Below are 20,194 nucleotides of genomic sequence, written 5' to 3' on the forward strand. Positions count from 1 at the left end.
GTTGGAGGCTACGTCGCAGACCGTTGCCAGCCTATCTCCGTCCGCTAAGCCGGAGCCCAACCCGTCAAACTCGAGACCCACGATGCCCGCCACGACCGAACCCGCCCCGGCAAAGATCAACCTGGCGCTCCACGTCCGCCGCCGCCGCCCCGACGGCTATCACGACCTCGAAACGCTGTTCGCCTTCGCCACCGACGGCGACATCGTTACGGTCGAAGCGGCCGACGCCAACAGCTTCACCATCACCGGCCCCTTCGCAGATGCACTGCTCCCCGCCCCAGAACACACCACCAGCCCGGACTCCGCCGGGGTGGCGGCATGGAGTGGCAACCTCGTCACCGCCGCCGCCGACGCCTTCACCGCCGCATTCGCCCCGAACGCCCGTCACGCGATAACCCTCGAAAAGCATCTCCCGATCGCCTCGGGCATCGGCGGAGGCTCGGCTGATGCCGCCGCCACGCTGCGCGCGCTCGCCCGCCTTCACGGTATCGCCGCGACCGAGCCCCGCCTCAACGCGATCGCCGCCCAACTCGGCGCGGACGTCCCCGCGTGCCTTGCCAACCGCACCACGCTTGGCACCGGCAAGGGCGACACGCTCACAAACCTCGAAGGCCTGTCCGGCACGCCGCTCCTCCTCGTAAACCCCGGCGTCGCGGTCGCCACCGCCGCCGTCTTCAAGACCTGGGACGGCCAGGATCGCGGCCCCATCCCCGAAGGCGACCTTCTCACGCGCGCAACCGCCGGTCGCAACGATCTGGAGCCCCCCGCCCTGGCATTGGCCCCCGTCATCGCCGAGGTCCGCACGCTGCTCGACGCGGCGCACGACGTGCTGCTATCCAGAATGTGCGGTTCCGGCGCCACCTGCTTCGCCCTCTTCGGGACCGCCGAAGCCCGAGATGTCGCCGCCGCCGCCGCGCACGCCCGCGGCTGGTGGACGCTCGCAACGACACTCGCCTGAACGACTGTCCGTCATCCTGACGAAAGTCACGACCCGGAACCAGAAACGAATGCGCCGGCCCTACCAAGCGCGCGCCTGAACGACCCGACCCATTCTCGACCAGACTCTGCCTTTTTCGCCCAAACTCGATGTTCCGCACTTGTTCCATGAGAACAAAGGGAATACATGGCGTTTGACGCGTTGAATGGCACGCGCGCTTGCTTTAGCGATGGAGCTTATCAATGGCCGCTAATCTGAAAGTGATCGACACCGGCATGGCAACCGCAACCAACGACCGGCAAAAGGCGCTGGACGCCGCGCTCGCGCAGATCGACCGCGCGTTCGGCAAGGGCTCGGCGATGCGCCTGGGCTCCAAGGAAACGATGCAGGTCGAGGTCATCTCGACCGGCTCGCTCGGGCTCGACATCGCGCTCGGCGTCGGCGGCCTGCCGCGCGGCCGCGTGATCGAGATTTACGGCCCGGAGAGCTCGGGAAAGACCACGCTCGCGCTCCACGTGATCGCCGAAGCGCAGAAGGGCGGCGGCACCGCGGCGTTCGTCGATGCCGAGCATGCGCTCGACCCGGTCTACGCCAGAAAGCTTGGCGTCAACATCGACGAGCTGATCGTGTCGCAGCCCGACACCGGCGAGCAGGCGCTCGAGATCGTCGACACGCTGGTCCGCTCGAACGCGATCGACGTGCTCGTGGTCGACTCGGTCGCGGCGCTCGTGCCGCGCGCGGAAATCGAGGGCGAGATGGGCGACAGCCATGTCGGCCTCCAGGCGCGCCTGATGTCGCAGTCGCTGCGCAAGCTCACCGGCTCGATCAGCCGCTCGCGCTGCATGGTCATCTTCATCAACCAGCTCCGCATGAAGATCGGCGTGATGTACGGCAATCCGGAGACGACGACGGGCGGCAACGCGCTGAAGTTCTACGCCTCGGTCCGTCTCGACATCCGCCGCATCGGCGCGGTCAAGGCCGGCGAAGAGGTGACGGGCAACCAGACGCGCGTGAAGGTCGTCAAGAACAAGGTCGCGCCGCCGTTCAAGCAGGTCGAGTTCGACATCATGTACGGGCAGGGCGTCTCGAAGCTCGGCGAGATCCTCGATCTCGGCGTGAAGGCTGGGCTCGTCGAGAAGTCGGGTGCCTGGTTCAGCTACGACAGCGTCCGTCTCGGCCAGGGTCGCGAGAATTCGAAGACCTTCCTCAAGGACAACCCCGAAACCGCCGATCGCCTCGAAAAGCAGATCCGCGCGCGCACCGACAAGGTCGCCGAGGAAATGATGGTAGGCCCCGGCGCCGAAGACGACGCATAACCCGAACGCTCCCCCGTCAAGCTAGAGCCGGACTGCTTGACCCTCTCCCCTCGGGGAGAGGGAGGGGCCCATTGCCCTTGCAATGGGAGGGTGAGGGCACGCGAGGAAACGCGTCGCCCCCAAGCCCACACCACCCCGGCGACCGCCGCGGCCAGTTGGGAAGGCCGCTCATGTCGATTGCCACGACGACGCAAGCCCGCACCACCCCGGCGAAGGCCGGGGCCCAGTTGGGAAGGGCTCACAAACCGAGCGCCCGGACAACCCAAAGCCATACCATCCCGGCGAACGCCGGAGCCAGTTGGGAAGGCCGCTCATGTCGAGTGCCACGACAACCCAAACCCACGCCACCCCGGCGAAGGCCGGGGCACAATTGGGATGTCTTCTCAATTCAGGTGCTACGACGCGCCCGCCCCAATGGTCTCCCGCGAAGGCGGCAGCCCAGGCTGGATCCCCGCCTTCGCGGGGAATACGGATACGCAATCTACCGCCGCCGCGAAAAATCCCTCGATGCAGACCCCGCGCGAGCGTCTATACTTCCTATACTTCACTCCCCCGAACGCCCCCGAACCCCAAGCATGAAGCGCCCCGCTGATGACCACAGGCTTTGACTGGACCGGCAGGATTGGCGACGTCTGGGCCGAGGAATGGCGCCGCACCGACCGCAGCTTCGCGAACCTCACGCCGCACCTGAACGCCGCGATCCTCGCCGCCGCGTCTCCGCAAACCGCCAAGGTCATCGACATCGGCTGCGGCGCGGGCGCGACCACGCTGACCACCGCGCAGGCGCTCCCGAACGCGAACGTCACTGGTATCGATCTCTCCCCCACGCTGATCGAGACCGCCCGGCAGCGCGCGGCGGACCACGCCAACGCGCAGTTCGAATGCGCCGACATCACCGCCGCCGCCGCGCAGCACGCCCCGGTCGATCTTTACGTCTCGCGCCACGGCGTCATGTTCTTCACCGACCCCGTTGCCGCCTTCGCCACGCTTGCCGCCGCCGCCGCGCGGAACGCGACGGTCGTCTTCTCCTGTTTCGCCGAACGCGCCGCCAATCGCTGGGCCACCGAAACCATCGCCGCCACCGGCGGCGACGCGGACGCACCAGCGACGACCGCACCCGGCCCGTTCGCGTTCGCCGACCCCGGCCATGTCGCCGCCATCCTCGCCGACGCCGGCTGGCACCCGGCACCGCCCAGCCGCATCGACTTCGCCTATCGCGCCGGCGGCGGACCCGACCCCGTCACCGACGCGGTCGACTATTTCCGCCGCATCGGCCCCGCCGCCTCGGCGATCCGCAACGCCGCGCCCGCGGAACGCGCGCGCCACATCGCGCGTCTCACCCAGGTCTGCGACCGTCACCGCGTCGGCGACACGGTGGAATTTCCCGCCGTCGCCTGGATCTGGACGGCGCGCACCGCGGCCCGATAAGCGTGTCGGCGGGATAGAAGAGCAGGGGAGCCAGCATGATCATCGTCCACCACCTCGAAAACTCGCGATCGCAGCGGATCCTGTGGATGCTCGAGGAACTCGGCCTCCCCTACGAAATCAAGCGCTACGAGCGGAACCCCGAGACCATGCTCGCCCCGCCCGAACTCAAGAAGGTGCACCCGCTCGGCAAGTCGCCGGTGATCGAGGATGAGGATCAGATCATCGCCGAGACCGGCGCGATCGTCGAATATCTCGTCGACAAGGCGGACGGCAAACTCGGTGCACCCGCCAACCGCGGCGATGCGCTGCGCTACCGCTTCTGGCTGCATTACGCCGAAGGCTCGATGATGCCGCCGCTGCTGCTGAAGCTCGTCCTCGCGCGCATCCCGATCATGGGCAAGGTCGCGGTCAAGAAGATCCAGCCGATGATCGATGTCCATCTCGACTATGTCGAATCGGAACTCTCGCAGCGCCCCTGGTTCGCCGGCGACCAGATGACCGCCGCCGACATCATGATGAGCTTCCCGCTCGAGGCTGCGCGCAGCCGAGGCGGTCTGAACGAATCCCGCCCCGCAACGATCGCGTGGCTCGCCAAGGTGCACGCCCGGCCTGCCTATCAGGCCGGGCTCAAAAAGGGCGGCCCCTACGCCTACGCGTGAGCAGTTGAGTCACGCCGCCGCCGCCTTTCCGTCATCCTGGGCTCGACCCAGGATCCAGAGCCACGAGCGCGCCGATGGTTGCTCTGGATCCCAGCCTTCGCTGGGATGACGGAGTGAATACGAGGTCGTCGCCTCAACCCTGACCCGGCCCGATCTTGTCGAAGCTGTCGACATTCGTCTTCGGCCCATGCCCCGACGGTGCATGCGGAAAGTCCCGGTCCGCCGGCTCGCGCTCGTCGAGCCCGCCCTCCCACTTCGCGACCACCGTCGCCGCGACCGCATTGCCGATCACGTTGGTCGCCGAGCGTCCCATGTCGAGGAAATGGTCGACCGCCAGGATCAGCAGGATGCCCGCCTCAGGGATCTTGAACATCGACAGCGTGCCCGCGATCACCACCAGCGACGCACGCGGCACGCCCGCAATCCCCTTCGACGTCACCATCAGCACCAGCAGCATCGCGATCTGCTGCCCGATCGGCATGTGGATGCCGTAGGCCTGCGCGATGAACAGCGACGCGAACGTCATGTACATCATCGACCCGTCGAGGTTGAACGAATAGCCGAGCGGCAGCACGAAGCTGGCGATCCGCGGCGGCACGCCGAACCGGTCGAGCGCCTCCAGCGTCCGCGGATACGCCGCCTCGGACGACGCCGCCGAGAAGGCGAGGATCAGCGGATCGCGGATATAGCGCACCAGCAGCCGCGTCCGCGGGCCGATCAGCACGAACGCGATCCCGATCAGCAGCGCCCACAGCAGCGCGAGCCCCAGATAGAAGCACAGCATGAAATAGCCGAGATCGCCGAGAATGCTCGGGCCGCGCTCGGCAAGCGTCGCGGTCACCGCGGCGAACACTGCGAACGGCGCGAACCGCATCACGTAATTGGTGATCTGGAGCATGACGGCAACCAGCGCCTCGATCGCCTTGACCAGCGGCGCGGCCTTCTCGCCGACCGCGGTGATCGCCACGCCGACGAAGACCGAGAAGACGACGATCTGGAGAATCTCGTTGCTCGCCATCGCCGCGATCATCGAATCGGGGACGATGTGCGAGATGAATTTGGCGAGGTCGAACGCCGCGGGATCGACCCCGCTAGACGCGGTCGCGGGCGGGATCGCCAATTCGAGGCCGACGCCCGGCTGCAACACGTTGACCAGGATCATGCCCAGCGTCAGCGACAACAGCGACGCGCAGATGAACCAGCCGAGGCTGCGCAAGCCCACCCGGCCCAGCGCGCCCGTGTCGCCCATATGCGCGATGCCGACGACCAGCGTCGAGAAGACCAGCGGCGCGATGATCATCTTGATCAGCCGCAGGAACAGCGACGTCACGATCGAGAAATAGCCCGCAATGTCCTTCAGCCGCGCGGCGGACGCGGCGGTACCGTCGTCGATCGACGCGTTGAGGATCCAGCCGACGACCAGACCCGCGACCAGCCCCAGCAAGATGTAATAGGTTAGCCGCTTGGCCATTAATCGCTCCCGAAATACGTGCGTAAGGGAAGGGGATTGCGGCGCTCGGGTCAAGCACCCTATCGTCCGGCGATGTCGATGCCCACCTTTACGCCCGCCTTTAAACCCTCACGCCGCACGCTGCTCGGCCTCGCCGCCGCGGCGCCTTTGCTGTCCGTTAGCACCCTCCTGCGCGCCGCCGAACCAGACCTGTCCGCGCTGTCCGATATCACCGGCGGGGCAAAACCGATTGACGCCGCCGAGCGCGCCGCGCGGCTCGTCCGCGCGCAGTCGCTGATGAAGGCGGCGGGGATCGGCGCGGCGCTGATCGAGCCCGGATCGTCGATGATCTACTTCACCGGCGTCCGCTGGCACACCAGCGAGCGGCTGACGCTGGCGGTGATTCCGGTCGAGGGGACACCGTGCATCGTCACGCCTTTCTTCGAGGAGCCCTCGGTGCGCGAGACGCTCGCCGTCCCCGCCGACGTCCGCGTGTGGCAGGAGGACGAGGATCCGCTGCGCGTCGTGGCCGGGTTCCTGCGCGATCGCAAACTCGCCGCGCGGCCGATCGGGCTGGAGGCGGACGTCCGCTATTTCGCCTATGCGGGCCTCGCGCGCGTGCTGCCCGATGCGAAGATCGTGTCGGCCGATCCGGTCGTTCGCGCCAGCCGGATGATCAAGACCCCCGCCGAGATCGCGCTGATGCAGACGGCGACCGACGTCACGCTCGCCGCCTATCGCTGGACCAAGGCGCGCGTCGAGACCGGCATGACCGGCCCGCAGATCGGCGCGCTGATGACCGCCGCGACGAAGGCGCTGGGAGGCGCGCCCGAATTCTCGATGGCGCTGGTCGGCGAGGCGTCGGCCTATCCGCATGGCAGCCGCGAGATCCACCGCGTCGCCGACGGGCAAGTCGTGCTGATGGACTGCGGCTGCACCGTGCAGGGCTATCAGTCCGACGTCTCGCGGACCTGGGTCTACGGCTCAGCGACCGCCGACCAGCGCAAGACCTGGGATCAGGTCGCGCGTGGCCAGCAGGTCGCCTTCGCCGCCGCGAAGATCGGCGCGACCGCGGGGAGTGTCGACGATGCGGTCCGGCGCTATTACGAAACGCTCGGCTATGGTCCGGGCTACACGCTCCCCGGCCTGTCGCATCGGACGGGGCACGGGATCGGCATGGACGGCCACGAACCCGTCAACTTCGTCCGCGGCGAGATGACGCGGCTGGCGGCGGGGATGTGCTTCTCTGACGAACCGGGGCTTTATACGCCGGGCAGATACGGCGTCCGGATCGAGGACTGCTTCCACATGACCGACGTCGGGCCGACATGGTTCAGCCAACCGCCGAGGTCGATCGACGCACCGCTAGGGTAGGCATGCCGCCGCCCGACGCGACCACCCCGGCGAAGGCCGGGGCCCAGTTGGAAAGGTGGTAATAACGGAGCGCGATCTTTCGTTACTGCCGTCCCCCAACTGGCCCCCGGCCTTCGCCGGGGTGGTGGCTGTGACTAGCGACACCCTGCACCTCCTTGTTCCCCCGCGAAGGCGGGAGCCCAGGCTGGGTCCCCGCCTTCGCGGGGACACATACTACTCTGGTTATGCCGCCACGCCCCACACGCCTCTACTTGAGCGAACCGCCGCGCTCGCCTAAGTCCCCCGGCATGACATCGACGAACGACATCCGCCGCGGCTTCCTCGACTATTTCGGTTCGCAGGGGCACCAGATCGTGCCCTCCGCGCCGCTCGTGCCGCAGAACGACCCGACGCTGATGTTCGTCAATGCCGGGATGGTGCCGTTCAAGAACGTCTTCACCGGTCTCGAATCGCGCCCCTACACCACAGCCACCTCGTCGCAGAAGTGCGTCCGCGCGGGCGGCAAGCACAATGATCTCGACAATGTCGGCTACACCGCACGCCACCACACCTTCTTCGAAATGCTCGGCAATTTCTCGTTCGGCGATTATTTCAAGGAACAGGCGATCACGCACGCGTGGACGCTGCTGACGAAGGAGTGGGGCCTGTCGCCCGACCGGCTGACCGCGACCGTCTACCACACCGACGACGAGGCGTTCGATCTCTGGAAGAAGATCGCGGGCCTCCCTGAGCACCGCATCATCCGCATCCCGACCAAGGACAATTTCTGGTCGATGGGAGACAACGGGCCGTGCGGGCCGTGCTCGGAGATCTTCTACGATCACGGCGACCACATTCCCGGTGGCCCTCCCGGCAGCCCCGACGAGGACGGCGATCGCTTCGTCGAGATCTGGAACCTCGTGTTCATGCAATATGAGCAGGAAAATGCCGAGATCGTCGGCAATTTGCCGAAACCCTCGATCGACACCGGCATGGGGCTCGAGCGGATCGCCGCGGTGATGCAGGGCGTCACCGACAATTACGACACCGACACGTTCAAGGCGCTGATCGCAGCGTCGGGCGCGCTGACGCATACCGCCACTGACGGCGCCAACACCGCCAGCCACCGCGTGATCGCCGATCACCTGCGCACCGCGGGCTTCCTCGTCGCGGACGGCGTGCTGCCCGCCAACGAAGGCCGCGGCTACGTGCTGCGCCGGATCATGCGCCGCGCGATGCGTCACGCGCATATCCTCGGCGCGAAGGAGCCGTTGATGCACCGGCTGGTGCCTGCGCTCGTCACTGAGATGGGCGCCGCCTATCCCGAACTGTCGCGCGCGCGCCCGCTGATCGAGGCGACGTTGCAGCAGGAGGAGACGCGCTTCCGCCAGACGCTCGACAAGGGGCTGAAGCTGCTCGACGAGGCGACCGCGGAGATGACCGAGGGTACGCTCGCGGGCGACGTCGCGTTCAAGCTCTACGACACCTATGGCTTCCCGTACGACCTGACCGAGGACGCGCTGCGCGAACGCGGGCTCGCGGTCGACCGCGAAGGCTTCGACACCGCGATGGCCGAGCAGAAGCGCGCCGCGCGCGCGGCCTGGAAGGGCTCGGGCGCGAAGGCCTCGGACGATATCTGGTTCGACATCGTCGAGCAGAGCGGCGGCACCGAATTCCTCGGCTATGCGTCGGACACCGGCGAGGGCGAGGTCGTCGCCTTGGTCAAGGACGGCGCGCGCGTCGACCATGCGACGACGGGCGATACGGTGTCGATCGTCGTCAACCAGACGCCGTTCTACGGCGAGAGCGGCGGGCAGGTCGGCGATGCCGGGCACATCTCGACCGACACCGGGCTGCGCGCGACCGTCACCGATACGTCGAAGCAGCTCGGCCGCGTGTTCGTCCACCACGCGATCGTCGATGCGGGCGGCATCAAGGTCGGCGAGTCCGTCAAGCTCCAGATCGACGTCGCGCGTCGTGCGCAGATCCGTGCCAACCACTCCGCGACGCATCTGCTGCACGAGGCCTTGCGCGAGCGGCTCGGCACCCACGTCGCGCAGAAGGGCAGCCTGGTCGCGCCCGATCGCCTGCGCTTCGACTTCTCGCAGCCGGTCGCGATGACGCCCGCCGATATCGCGCAGGTCGAGGCCGACGTGAACGCGCAGGTCCGCGGCAATGGTGCGGTCACCACGCTGCTGATGACCCCCGACGACGCGATCGCGATGGGCGCGATGGCGCTGTTCGGCGAGAAATATGGCGACGAGGTCCGCGTCGTGTCGATGGGGTCGACGGACGAGGGCACCTATTCGATCGAACTGTGCGGCGGCACGCATGTCACCGCGCTCGGCGATATCGGGCTGTTCAAGGTGGTCGGCGAAGGCGCGGTGTCGAGCGGCGTGCGTCGCGTCGAGGCGCTGACCGGCGAGGCGGCGCGCGCCTATCTGACCGGCCGCGACGATCGCCTGCGCGAGGCGGCGGCGGCGCTGAAATCGACTCCCGACGAAGTGCCCGCGCGTGTCGCGGCGCTGATCGAGGATCGCCGCCGTCTCGAGCGCGAGCTGGCCGATGCGAAGAAGGCGCTGGCGCTCGGCGGCGGCAGCGGCGGTGAGGCTGCTGGCCCCGAAGAGGTCGGCGGTGTGGCGTTCATCGGGCAGGTGCTCAACGACTTCGAGGCGAAGGGCCTGCGCGGCGCGGTCGACGAGGCCAAGCAGCGGCTGGGGTCGGGGATCGCGATGCTCGTCGCGATCAACGACGGCCGCGCCTCGGTCGCGGTCGGCGTGACCGCGGATCTGGTCGCGAGCCGCAACGCGGTCGACCTGCTGAAGATCGCGGTCGCGGCGCTCGGCGGGCAGGGCGGTGGCGGCCGTCCCGACATGGCGCAGGGCGGTGGGCCCGATGGTGACAAGGCGGCGGATGCGGTGGCGGCGGTGCGGGCCGCGCTGGCGGGCTGACGGGCTTACGGGTTTCTGCTCCATGCCGTTCCCCCGCGGGCGCGGGGGCCCAGCTAAGTACCGATAGCCCCCGCTACCCTGTGTCCCCGCCTTCGCGGGGGAACAGTGAGGGTGAATGGCTGCACCAGCATCGCCACCACCCCGGCGGAGGCCGGGGCCCAGGTGGGAGGGCCGATGTAACGGAGGACTGTGCGCCGTTACCGCCGCCCCCCAACTGGGCCCCGGCCTTCGCCGGGGTGGGGCCTGGGAGATGGTGGCGTCGTAAGCGAACGCGGGTCACGCTGCTCGCGCACCTTCGCCAGCGTCGCTCGCGACAACGGACGGTTCCCCCGCGGACGCGGGGGCCCAGCTAAGTACCGACAGCGCCCGGTAGCCTGGGCCCCCGCCCTCGCGGGGGAACAGTGATGGTGAATGGCGGCACCAGCATCAGCACCACCCCGGCGAAGGCCGGGGCCCAATTGGGAAGGTCGGTGTAACGGAGGGCCGCCCGCCGTTACCGCTGTCCCCCAATTGGGCCCCGGCCTTCGCCGGAGGGGAGGGTGGGGTGGGTTGGTGGCGTCATCGCCACCTAAGGATCACGCCGCCCCGCGAACCTTCGCCAGCGTCGTGCCCGCAGTAATCGCCTCGATATCCGTCACCAGGTGCAGCAGCCGCACGCCCGACTGCCCCATCGCCCGGTCCAGCGCAGCGACGAAATCGCTCGTCTGCGTCACCGTCTCCGCCCAGCACCCATAAGCGCGCCCGAGCGCAGCAAAGTCCGGATTGCGCAGCGCCGTCCCCGACACCCGCCCCGGATACTCCCGCTCCTGGTGCATCCGGATCGTCCCGTACCCGCCATTGTCGACGACCAGCACCAGCATGTCCGCGCCGTGCGCCACCGCGGTCGCGAGTTCCTGCCCGTTCATCAGGAAACACCCGTCGCCCGCGAGCGCGACGACCGTCCGCTCGGGATGCCGCAGCGATGCGGCGACCGCCGCGGGCACGCCATACCCCATTGCCCCGGCGGTCGGCGCAAGCTGCGTCCCCGGCCCGGCATATGGCCAGTAGCGATGCCACCAGCCCGAATAATTCCCCGCGCCGTTGCAGATGATCGCATCCGCGGGCAGCCGCTCGCGCATCGCGGTCACGCACGGCCCCAGATCCATCGCCAGATCGCGCGGGCGCGGCGTCGACCAGTCGCGCCATTCAGCATGCGCCTCCTGCCCGGCGGTGCGCGGCGGCAGGTCAAGCAGCAGCACCGCCTCGGCGAACTCCGCCATCCCCGCGCACACCGCGACGTCGGCGCGGTAGGCACGGTTGAGCTCGTCGGGGTCGGGGTGGACGTGGATCAGCCGCTGCCCCGGATGATCGGGCGTGATCAGCGCATAGCCGTCGGTCGTCGCCTCGCCCAAGCGTGGGCCGACGATCAGCAGCAGGTCCGCCGCCTTGACCCGTTCGATCAGCTTGGGGTTGGGGCCATAGCCCAGATTGCCCGCCCAGACCGGGCAGTCGTTCGGGATCGCATCCTGCCGCCGGAACGCCGCGGCGACCGGAATGCCGTTGCGATCCGCCCAGGTCGAGAACGCGCCCGACGCCGCCACGTCCCAACCCGCCCCGCCGACGATCGCGACTGGCCGCTCGGCGGTGGTCAGCAAATCGGCGAGCAGATCCATCGTATCGGTGTCGCAGCCTTGCGCCACGCGCTCGACCCGCGGCCGATCCACCGCCTCCACGACGTCGAGCAGCATGTCCTCGGGCAGCGCTAGCACCACCGGCCCCGGCCGCCCCGAAAGCGCGGTCGCATAAGCGCGCGCGACATATTCCGGGATCCTTCGCGCATCGTCGATCCGCGCCGCCCATTTGGCGACGGCTCCGAACATCGCCTGGAAATCGATCTCCTGGAACGCCTCGCGGTCGCGCGTGCCGCGGTCGATATCGCCGACGAACAGGATCATCGGCTGCGAATCCTGCATCGCGACATGCACGCCGATCGACGCGTTGGTCGCGCCGGGCCCGCGCGTCACGAACGCCACGCCGGGCCGATGCGTCAGCGTGCCGTCCGCGCACGCCATGAACGCGACGCCGCCCTCCTGCCGGCAGACCACCAGATCGATCGCCGGCGTATCGTGCAGCGCATCGAGGACGGCGAGGAAGCTCTCTCCCGGTACGGTGAAGATCCGGTCGCAGCCCTGTGCGACGAGTTGGTCGACCAGGATGCGGCCGCCGGTGCGTGTGGTGCTCATCGCGGCATCCTGCCGTCCGTTTCACGCGAAGTCGAGAAACGTCGTGCGCCCGCGGCGTTCTCGCTTAGTCTTGCCGCATTCGCGAAGCCGGGGCCGAACCCGACTCGCGCCAGGAGAGGATCATGACCGAATTCACCACCGTCGCCAGCGGCTTGCGCTTTCCGGAGGGCCCTGTCGCGATGCCCGATGGCAGCATCCTCCTCGTCGAGATCGAGGCCGGCCGCATCACGCGGATCGCAGCCGATGGCACCAGGGCGACGGTCGCCGAACCCGGCGGCGGCCCCAACGGGCTCGCAATCGGTCCCGACGGCAAGCTCTATTGCTGCAACAATGGCGGCTTCGCCTGGCGCGAGGCGAACGGCTTCCTCACCCCGCACGGCCAGCCGCATGACTATTCGGGCGGGCGCATCGAGCGGATCGATATCGCCACCGGCGCGGTCGAGACGCTCTACCGCGACGGCGACTTCGGCTGCACGCTGAGCGGCCCGAACGACATCGTCTTCGATTCGCATGGCGGCTTCTGGTTCACCGATCACGGCAAATCGCGCGATCGGGCCCGCGACATCACCGGCATCTTCTACGCCAAGGCCGACGGCAGCCACCTTGAGGAAGTGATCTTCCCCAGCGAAAATCCCAACGGCATCGGCCTCGCGCCCGACGGGAGGCGGTTGTACGCAGCGGAAACCTTCACCTGCCGGCTGATGGTGTTCGACATCGTCGCGCCGGGCAAGGTTGTCAGCGCCGCGGGGACGCCGCTCTACCGTCCCGCCGGGTACAAGTTCTTCGATTCGCTCGGCGTCGAGGCGGGCGGCAACATCTGCGTCGCGACGATCGGCGAATGCGGGATCAGCGTGATCTCGCCGGCGGGCGAACTGGTCGAGTTCGTCGCGACCGACGACGTCTTCACCACCAACATCTGCTGGGGCGGCGCGGACGGGATGGACGCCTATATCACCTGCTCGGGCAGCGGCCGGCTTGTGAAGACGCGGTGGAAACGCCCCGGCCTCGTGCTCGCTTACTAAGTTGCCGAGCGCCGGACGGCGTCTTATGCGAGGCCAAAGACTAGAGGAGGATGCATGGCGAACAAGCGCTACACCGATGCGACAACGGCACTCGAGGGCGTGCTGTTCGACGGCATGACGATCTGCGCGGGCGGGTTCGGGTTGTGCGGCATCCCCGAGCGGCTGATCGACGCGATCGAGGCGTCGGGGGTCAAGGATCTGACGATCGCGAGCAACAATGCCGGGATCGACGGGCAGGGCCTCGGCAAGCTGCTCCGCTCGCGCCAGGTGAAGAAGATGATCTCCTCCTATGTCGGCGAGAACAAGGAGTTCGAGCGGCAATATCTGAGCGGCGAACTCGAGGTCGAGTTCTGCCCGCAGGGGACGCTCGCCGAACGCTGCCGGGCCGGCGGCGCGGGCATCCCCGGCTTCTATACCAAGACCGGCGTCGGCACGCTGGTGGCGGAGGGCAAGGAGGTGAAGAGCTTCGACGGGCAGGACTATATCCTCGAACGCGGCATCCGCGCGGACCTGAGCATCATCAAGGGCTGGAAGGCGGACGAGAGCGGCAACCTGATCTTCCGCAAGACCGCGCGCAACTTCAACCAGCCGATGGCCACCGCGGGGAAAATCTGCGTCGCCGAGGTCGAGGAGATCGTGCCGGTTGGCAGCCTCGATCCCGACACGATCCACCTGCCGGGAATCTATGTGAAGCGGATGATCGTCGGCGCGCCCTACGACAAGCAGATCGAATTCCGCACCGTCCGCGAGCGGGTTTTCGCGTGAAATCGGCGCTGTTTTCCGGCGAACGCAGGAGCCCAGTGTCGCGGGCGGTAACCTGGGCCCCTGCGCTCGTAGGCGCACTGGCCTTGCAGGGCTGCGTCAGCGTGTCCGCGCCGACGTCGATCGCCGCGACGCCCAGCGCCGCGGTGCCGGTGACGGTCGACGGCGTGCCTGCGGGGATGCAGTATCTCTACGCCTCGGGCGAGGCCGCCGCGGTCAGCATCCAGGCGTGGAACGCGCTCGTCGGCTATGTCCGCGCGCAGCGCGCGCCGGTATCGGTCGTCCTCGCGCCCGGCGCGACGCTTGCCGCGCCCAGCTGGACCGCGTGCGGCACCAAGCCGAAAGCGGCCGTGTTCGACGTCGACGAGACGGTGCTGCTCAATCTCGGCTTCGAATATGACGCGGCGTCGGGCCAGCCCTGGTCCGATTCGCGCTGGCAGGCGTGGGAGCGCACCGGCATCAAGCAGGTCGCGCCCGTCCCCGGCGCGCTGGCGGCGCTGACGCAACTCCGCGCGATGGGTGTGACCGTCGTTTTCAATACCAACCGCTCCGCCGCCAACGCCGCGCAGACGCAAGCCGCGATCGAGGGGGCAGGGCTCGGCCCCGCGCGCCACGGCGAGACCTTGTTCCTGTTGGGCGACGATGCCACCGGCTCGAAGAAGGACGGCCGCCGCGCGACGATCTCCGCGAAATACTGCGTCGTCGCGATGGGTGGCGACCAGCTCGGCGATTTCAGCGACCTGTTCAACGCAGGGCAAACCCCCGCCGCGCGTCGCGCCGTGGTGCAGTCGCCCGCGATCGCCGCGAAATGGGGGGCAGGGTGGTTCATGCTGCCCAACCCCGTCTACGGCACCGCGCTGAAAGGCGCGCGTGACGACGTATTCCCGCCCAACGTCCAATGGGCTCCGACTGGAGACATGCGCTGATGGCCGATCATCCCGCCGATCACCCCAATGCGATCAAACTTGATGCAGGCGCCGCGCTGACCGACGAATCGGTCGAGGTTGCGCGCATCTGGATCACCAACAATGCCGGCAGCAACGTGCTGATCGACGCGGGCGTGCTCGAGGATCCGACGGTGTTCGGCTATCTGCTCGCCGACACGATCCGCCACGCCGCGCGCGCCTATGCGGCCACTTGGGGCCTCGCCGAGCATGCCGCGTTGCAGGCCATCGTCGAGGGCGTCAGCGCCGAACTGCGCGACCAGGTCACGACCATCTCGACCATCCAGGAAGGAACGCTCAACTGATGCCATGGGATCGCAACCAGATGGCCGCGCGCGCCGCCAGGGAACTGAAGGACGGCTATTACGTTAATCTCGGCATCGGCATCCCGACGCTGGTCGCCAACAACATCCCCGAGGGGATGACCGTCACGCTCCAGTCGGAAAACGGAATGCTCGGGATCGGTCCGTTCCCTTTCGCGGGCGAAGAGGATGCCGACCTGATCAACGCGGGCAAGCAGACGATCAGCGAACTGCCCTCGTCGGTGTATTTCAGCTCGTCGGACAGCTTTGCGATGATCCGCGGCGGGCATATCGACCTGACGGTGCTCGGCGCGATGGAGGTGAGCGAAGACGGCGACATCGCCAACTGGATGATCCCGGGCAAGATGATCAAGGGCATGGGCGGCGCGATGGATCTCGTTGCGGGCGTCAAGCAGATCATCGTCGTGATGGACCACACCGCCAAGGACGGCACGCCGAAGTTTATCCCGACCTGCTCGCTGCCGTTGACGGGGAAGAACGTCGTTGACATGATCGTCACCGATCTGGCGGTGTTCCAGCGGCCTGATCACGACAGCCCGTTCAAGCTGATCGAACTCGCCCCCGGCGTCACCGCGGACGAGGTCGCGGCGAAGACCACGGCGCGCTACACCGCTTGATGAAGCGCGCTGCCGTCGTCCTGGCGCTGATCGTGATCCTGATCGCGGGCGCGGCATTCACCGCGGGGCCGGGCACGCTCAGCGTACTCGACGGCGTGATGGGCGGTGGCCGCGGGACCGCGCGGGTACGCGAGGGGGTGCCGTTCGGCACGCACGGCCAGACGCTCGATGTCTGGCGTCCGTCCGGTGGCGCCAAGACCGGGCTGCCGGTGCTGATCTTCTGGTATGGCGGCGGCTGGGTCCACGGCTCCCGTGGTGCCTATGCGTTCGCGGCGCGCGCCTATGCGAAGGCGGGCTACGTCGTCGTCATGCCCGATTACCGCAAGGTCCCCGACGTGCGCTTCCCCGCCTTCCTTCAGGACGGCGCCGAAGCGGTGAAATGGACCCGCGACCATATTGCGCAGTCGGGCGGCGACCCCAACCGGATCGCGGTCGCGGGACATTCCGCGGGCGCCTACACCGTCGCGATGCTGACGCTCGACCAGCGCTGGCTGAAGGCGGAGGGCGTTGATCCGCGCATCATCAGGGCCGCGGTCGGGCTGTGCGGGCCGTACGACTTCTACCCCTTCACCGCGAAACGCGCGATCGACGCGATGCAGGGCGCCGCCGACCCGGTGATGACGCAGCCGATCCACTTTGCGCGCGCGGATGCGCCGCCGATGCTGCTGATCACTGCGGGCGACGACACGCAGGTCAAGCCGCACAATGCGATCAACCTGACCGCACGGCTCAAGGCGCTTGGCGCGCCGGTGACGCACATCGATTATCCCGGCTTGAGCCACGAGAACGTCGCGATGGCGCTGTCGAAACCGTTTCGCGGGAAAGCGCCCGTGCTGGCCGACAGCGTCGCGTTCCTCAATGCAGCGATGCCTGCTCCCCCACCGTCATCCTGACTTTTGTCAGGATGACGGATGAAGGCCGATGCGCGCCGCGCCGCCGTATTCCTGCGACCGAAAATTACATCAAACCTTGGCGTCGCAGCCCTTTTCGGTTACCGCGCGCCCCATCATGGCTATTCCACTAACGCTGTACGAAAAGATCTGGGCGGCGCACGTCGTCGAACGCCGCGACGATGGCACCTGCCTGATCTATATCGACCGTCACCTCGTCCACGAGGTCACCAGCCCACAGGCGTTCGAAGGCCTCCGCGTCGCCGGGCGGAAAGTCCGTCGTCCCGACCTGACGCTTGCCGTCCCCGATCACAACCTGCCGACGACGCCGCGCAAGGACGCGGCCGGACGCGTCCTGCCGATCGCCGATCCCGAAAGCGCGCAGCAGCTCGACGCGCTGCGCCGCAATACGACCGAGTTCGGGATCGACTATATCGATGCGACCGCGGCGGAGCAGGGCATCGTCCACGTCGTCGGCCCGGAGCAGGGCTTTACACTCCCCGGCACGACTTTGGTCTGCGGCGACAGCCACACCTCCGCGCACGGGGCGCTCGGCGCGCTCGCGTTCGGGATCGGCACCAGCGAGGTCGAGCACGTCCTCGCCACGCAGACGCTGCTGCTGTCGCAGGCCAAGACGATGGAAGTTCGCGTCGATGGCGAACTCGGCTTCGGCGTCAGCCCGAAGGACGTCATCCTCGCGATCATCGGCAAGATCGGTGCAGCGGGCGGCACCGGCCACGTCATCGAATTCACCGGCAGCGTGATCCGCGCGATGTCGATCGAGGGCCGTCTGACGATCGCCAACATGTCGATCGAGGCGGGCGCACGCGCCGGTCTGATCGCGCCCGACGACACGACCTTCGCCTATCTCAAGGGCCGGCCGATGGCACCGACCGGCGAGAATTGGGACAAGGCCGTCTCGTGGTGGCGCAGCCTCGCGACCGATCCCGGCGCGCGCTACGACAAGTCCGTCGTGCTCGATGCCGCCGACATCGCCCCCGGCCTCACCTGGGGCACCAGCCCCGAGGACGTCGTCCCGATCACCGGATTCGTCCCCGAGCCGACGAGCTTCGCCGATCCCGCCAAGCAGGCGGCGGCGCAGAAGTCGCTCGACTATATGGGGCTGACCGCGGGCACCGCGATGCGCGACGTCACGATTCAGCACGTCTTCATCGGCAGTTGCACCAACAGCCGCATCGAGGACCTGCGCGCCGCCGCGGCGATCGCCGACGGGCGCCATGTCGCCGACGGTGTGCGCGCGCTGGTCGTCCCCGGCTCGGGCCTCGTCAAGCGGCAGGCGGAAGCCGAGGGGCTCGACCGGATCTTCATCACGGCGGGGTTCGAATGGCGCGAGCCGGGCTGTTCGATGTGTCTGGCGATGAACCCGGACAAAGTCCCTGCGGGGGAGCGTTGCGCTTCCACGTCGAACCGTAATTTCGTCGGCCGACAGGGTCCCGGAGCGCGCACGCATCTGGTATCACCCGCGATGGCGGCGGCGGCGGCGGTAACGGGCAAGCTGAGCGACGTCAGAGAGTTAATGGGGGCAAGCGCATGAAGAAGGTTTTCGTATTGCTGGCGGCGGGCGCAATGCTCAGCGGCGTCGCGGCCTATGTCGCGTCGGCGCGTGTCGTCCCGGAGCGCACGGAACAGCGATGACTCCCGTCACCACCGTCTCGGGCCGCGCCTATCCGTGGGGCGCGAAGAACATCGATACTGATGTCATCATTCCGGCGCATTGGCTCAAGACGATCACGCGCACCGGCCTCGGTCGCGGCGCATTCGAGACGGTGCGCGCGCAACCCGGCAACATCTTCGACGACCCGCGCTATGCCGGCGCGCCGATCCTGATCGCGGGCGACAATTTCGGCTGCGGCTCCAGTCGCGAGCATGCCGCCTGGGCGCTCGCCGACATGGGCATCACCGCGGTGATCGCGCCGAGCTTCTCCGACATCTTCTCGGGCAACGCGTTCAAGAACGGCATCGTCCCCGTCGTCCTCCAGCAGGCGGCGATCGACCGCCTGCTGGAGGTCGCGCAGGACCAGATCGTCACCGTCGATCTCGAGACGATGACCGTCACCACCCCGTTCCAGGATCGCTTCACCTTCGATCTCGACGCATTCCGTCGTCAGTGCCTCATGGAAGGGCTGGACGAAGTCGGCCTGACGCTGGCAAGGGATACCCAGATTTCGAAATTCGAGGAGGCGGTCGCATCGAACCGCCCCTGGACGACGGTGGAGAGCGGGTATGCAAGCATTGGTGTCGAAGGCGATCGGCGGACCTGAAACTCTGGAAATGGTCGAGCTGCCCGATCTGGTGGCCGGCCCCGGACAGGTGGTCGTCGCGGTCAAGGCTTGCGCGATCAACTTTCCCGACGTCCTGATCATCGAGGACAAATACCAGTTCAAGCCCGCGCGCCCGTTCGCACCGGGCGGCGAGATCGCCGGCACGATCGATTCGATCGGCGAGGGCGTTACCGGTTGGGCGCTCGGCGACCGAGTCATAGCGATGCTCGGCCATGGCGGCCTTTGCGAGAAGGTGATCGCCGACCCCGCCAAGCTCTATCGCCTCCCCGAAGGCCGCAGCTTTGCCGAGGGCGCGTCGCTGATCCTCACCTACGGCACGACGATCCACGCATTGCTCGACCGCGGGCATATCCAGGCGGGACAGACCCTGCTGGTGCTGGGCGCGGCTGGCGGCGTTGGCCTGGCCGCGATCGAGCTGGGCAAGGCGTTCGGCGCCAAGGTCGTCGCTGCGGTCTCGTCCGCGGAGAAGGCCGCCGCGGCGAAATCCGCGGGTGCCGACGACACGTTGATCTATGCCCGGGCGCCGTTCGACAAGGCGCAGTCGAAGGCGCTCGCCGAACAGTTCAAGGCGGCGGTCGGTCGTGATGGCGCGGACGTGATCTACGATCCGGTCGGCGGCGATTATGCCGAGCCCGCGCTCCGCTCGATCGCTTGGGAGGGGCGGTACCTCGTGGTCGGCTTCCCCGCCGGCATTCCCAAGCTGCCGCTCAACCTGACGCTGCTGAAAAGCTGCGACGTCTGCGGTGTCTTCTGGGGCGCGTTCGCGGCGCGCGATCCGAAGGCCAACCAGGCGCATATCGAAACGCTGTTCGATCTTTGGGCAGAGGGGAAGATCGCGCCGCGGGTCACCGAAGTCTTCGCATTCGAAGACGGTGGCAAGGCAATCGCGAAGATGGCCGCGCGCGGGGCGATCGGCAAGCTGGTGGTCGAGATCGGCTAACAGCATCGTACCGGCGGTCGACAAGTCGATCCCGGCTGGCGCGGCATTGTTGCGCATGCGCCGTGCGCGACCTATCT

Annotated in this window: 17 protein-coding genes; 15 read left to right on the plus strand and 2 right to left on the minus strand. The window is 67.8% G+C overall.

The window, feature by feature from the left end; all coding sequences use genetic code 11:
• Positions 1-82 precede the first annotated feature (82 nt).
• The 4 genes from EV283_RS07995 to EV283_RS08010 all read left to right on the plus strand — a co-directional run bounded on the left by EV283_RS07995 (position 83) and on the right by EV283_RS08010 (position 4,340).
• Entirely contained in the window at positions 83-958 is an 876-nt protein-coding gene (locus EV283_RS07995) for a 4-(cytidine 5'-diphospho)-2-C-methyl-D-erythritol kinase (RefSeq protein ID WP_130324284.1), read from the plus strand.
• 221 nt (positions 959-1,179) lie between these two features.
• Positions 1,180-2,253, plus strand: a complete 1,074-nt coding sequence (gene recA / locus EV283_RS08000; RefSeq protein ID WP_130324286.1) for a recombinase RecA — start codon at positions 1,180-1,182, stop codon at positions 2,251-2,253.
• A 591-nt stretch (positions 2,254-2,844) separates the two neighbouring features.
• The gene (locus EV283_RS08005) at positions 2,845-3,681 is read left to right on the plus strand and encodes a class I SAM-dependent methyltransferase (RefSeq protein ID WP_130324288.1); all 837 of its coding nucleotides are present in this window, start codon (positions 2,845-2,847) and stop codon (positions 3,679-3,681) included.
• Positions 3,682-3,716: 35 nt separating this feature from the next.
• Complete coding sequence (locus tag EV283_RS08010) at positions 3,717-4,340, plus strand: glutathione S-transferase (RefSeq protein WP_130324290.1); 624 nt, start codon at positions 3,717-3,719, stop codon at positions 4,338-4,340.
• Between the two features lie 133 nt (positions 4,341-4,473).
• Here the strand turns inward: EV283_RS08010 and EV283_RS08015 are convergent, their stop codons facing one another.
• A complete protein-coding gene (locus tag EV283_RS08015) occupies positions 4,474-5,811 on the minus strand; it encodes a dicarboxylate/amino acid:cation symporter (RefSeq protein ID WP_130324292.1) in 1,338 nt (445 codons plus the stop codon).
• A 78-nt stretch (positions 5,812-5,889) separates the two neighbouring features.
• On the opposite strand from EV283_RS08015, the gene EV283_RS08020 reads away from it, so the two are divergent.
• Positions 5,890-7,164, plus strand: coding sequence for a Xaa-Pro peptidase family protein (locus EV283_RS08020; RefSeq protein ID WP_130325029.1), 1,275 nt, complete (start codon positions 5,890-5,892; stop codon positions 7,162-7,164).
• A gap of 287 nt (positions 7,165-7,451) precedes the next feature.
• A complete protein-coding gene (gene alaS, locus EV283_RS08025) occupies positions 7,452-10,094 on the plus strand; it encodes an alanine--tRNA ligase (RefSeq protein WP_130324294.1) in 2,643 nt (880 codons plus the stop codon).
• Between the two features lie 575 nt (positions 10,095-10,669).
• Here the strand turns inward: alaS and EV283_RS08030 are convergent.
• The gene (locus EV283_RS08030; RefSeq protein ID WP_130324296.1) at positions 10,670-12,316 is read right to left on the minus strand and encodes a thiamine pyrophosphate-binding protein; all 1,647 of its coding nucleotides are present in this window, start codon (positions 12,314-12,316) and stop codon (positions 10,670-10,672) included.
• 122 nt (positions 12,317-12,438) lie between these two features.
• On the opposite strand from EV283_RS08030, the gene EV283_RS08035 reads away from it, so the two are divergent.
• The 9 genes from EV283_RS08035 (at position 12,439) to EV283_RS08075 (ending at position 20,117) form a co-directional block, all read left to right on the plus strand.
• Positions 12,439-13,338: an SMP-30/gluconolactonase/LRE family protein gene (locus EV283_RS08035; protein WP_130324298.1), complete on the plus strand. Its 900-nt coding sequence runs from the start codon at positions 12,439-12,441 to the stop codon at positions 13,336-13,338.
• Between the two features lie 54 nt (positions 13,339-13,392).
• Complete coding sequence (locus EV283_RS08040) at positions 13,393-14,103, plus strand: CoA transferase subunit A (RefSeq protein WP_130324300.1); 711 nt, start codon at positions 13,393-13,395, stop codon at positions 14,101-14,103.
• Positions 14,104-14,138: 35 nt separating this feature from the next.
• Entirely contained in the window at positions 14,139-15,026 is an 888-nt protein-coding gene (locus tag EV283_RS08045) for an HAD family acid phosphatase (RefSeq protein ID WP_165391719.1), read from the plus strand.
• Positions 15,026-15,349, plus strand: coding sequence for a DUF5076 domain-containing protein (locus tag EV283_RS08050; RefSeq protein WP_165391720.1), 324 nt, complete (start codon positions 15,026-15,028; stop codon positions 15,347-15,349). The genes EV283_RS08045 and EV283_RS08050 overlap by 1 nt, the downstream gene beginning before the upstream one ends.
• On the plus strand, positions 15,349-15,984 hold the full coding sequence (locus tag EV283_RS08055) for a 3-oxoacid CoA-transferase subunit B (protein WP_130324304.1): 636 nt from the start codon (positions 15,349-15,351) through the stop codon (positions 15,982-15,984). The genes EV283_RS08050 and EV283_RS08055 overlap by 1 nt, the downstream gene beginning before the upstream one ends.
• A complete protein-coding gene (locus EV283_RS08060; RefSeq protein WP_130324306.1) occupies positions 15,984-16,877 on the plus strand; it encodes an alpha/beta hydrolase in 894 nt (297 codons plus the stop codon). The genes EV283_RS08055 and EV283_RS08060 overlap by 1 nt, the downstream gene beginning before the upstream one ends.
• Positions 16,878-16,989: 112 nt before the next feature.
• A complete protein-coding gene (gene leuC / locus EV283_RS08065) occupies positions 16,990-18,429 on the plus strand; it encodes a 3-isopropylmalate dehydratase large subunit (RefSeq protein WP_130325033.1) in 1,440 nt (479 codons plus the stop codon).
• A gap of 97 nt (positions 18,430-18,526) precedes the next feature.
• The gene (gene leuD / locus EV283_RS08070; protein ID WP_130324308.1) at positions 18,527-19,156 is read left to right on the plus strand and encodes a 3-isopropylmalate dehydratase small subunit; all 630 of its coding nucleotides are present in this window, start codon (positions 18,527-18,529) and stop codon (positions 19,154-19,156) included.
• On the plus strand, positions 19,119-20,117 hold the full coding sequence (locus tag EV283_RS08075) for an NADPH:quinone oxidoreductase family protein (protein WP_207223062.1): 999 nt from the start codon (positions 19,119-19,121) through the stop codon (positions 20,115-20,117). The genes leuD and EV283_RS08075 overlap by 38 nt, the downstream gene beginning before the upstream one ends.
• The last annotated feature ends 77 nt before the right edge of the window (positions 20,118-20,194 follow it).

The organism is Sphingomonas sp. BK036 (assembly GCF_004216825.1).
In the GTDB taxonomy this organism is placed as follows: Bacteria; Pseudomonadota; Alphaproteobacteria; order Sphingomonadales; family Sphingomonadaceae; genus Sphingomonas.